General features: G+C 61.6%; 1 protein-coding gene. It reads right to left on the bottom strand.

The genetic code is table 11. The annotated features are described in order from the left end of the window. Positions 1–414 (bottom strand): immunoglobulin-like domain-containing protein (locus QSV36_RS14645; RefSeq protein WP_289132655.1); only part of this gene is annotated, 414 nt, incomplete at both ends.

The following is a 414-nucleotide window of genomic DNA, read 5'->3' as shown; positions in this document are numbered from 1 at the left end:
GCCATTGTTGTAGACGTCGTTCGCCGGGGTTTCGAAATCGACGCTGCCCTGGGTCTTGCCAGCTTCAACGGTAATGGTCTGCCCGTTGGACAGGGTCACGGTCACCGGGGTCTGAGCCGGGTTGCTCAGCGTCACGGTGTAAGTGATCACGCCACCTTCGGTCACCGACGGCGTCGCCGTCAGGGTCGCTGTGGTGACATCGACCGAGTCGTTGATCGTGGTTTGAGCCGGGGTCGGATTCGGCGTCAGCTGTTCGAAGTTGCCACCGGTCGCACCGGTAATCGTGGTGCTGACGGTCGAGCCATTGTTGTAGACGTCGTTCGCCGGGGTTTCGAAATCGACGCTGCCCTGGGTCTTGCCAGCTTCAACGGTAATGGTCTGCCCGTTGGACAGGGTCACGGTCACCGGGGTCTG

The sequence above is a fragment of the Pseudomonas sp. BCRC 81390 genome (assembly GCF_030341915.1).
Classification (GTDB): Bacteria; Pseudomonadota; Gammaproteobacteria; order Pseudomonadales; family Pseudomonadaceae; genus Aquipseudomonas.
Note: the sequence above shows the minus strand (reverse complement) of the source record. Positions and strands in the feature narration are given on the sequence as shown.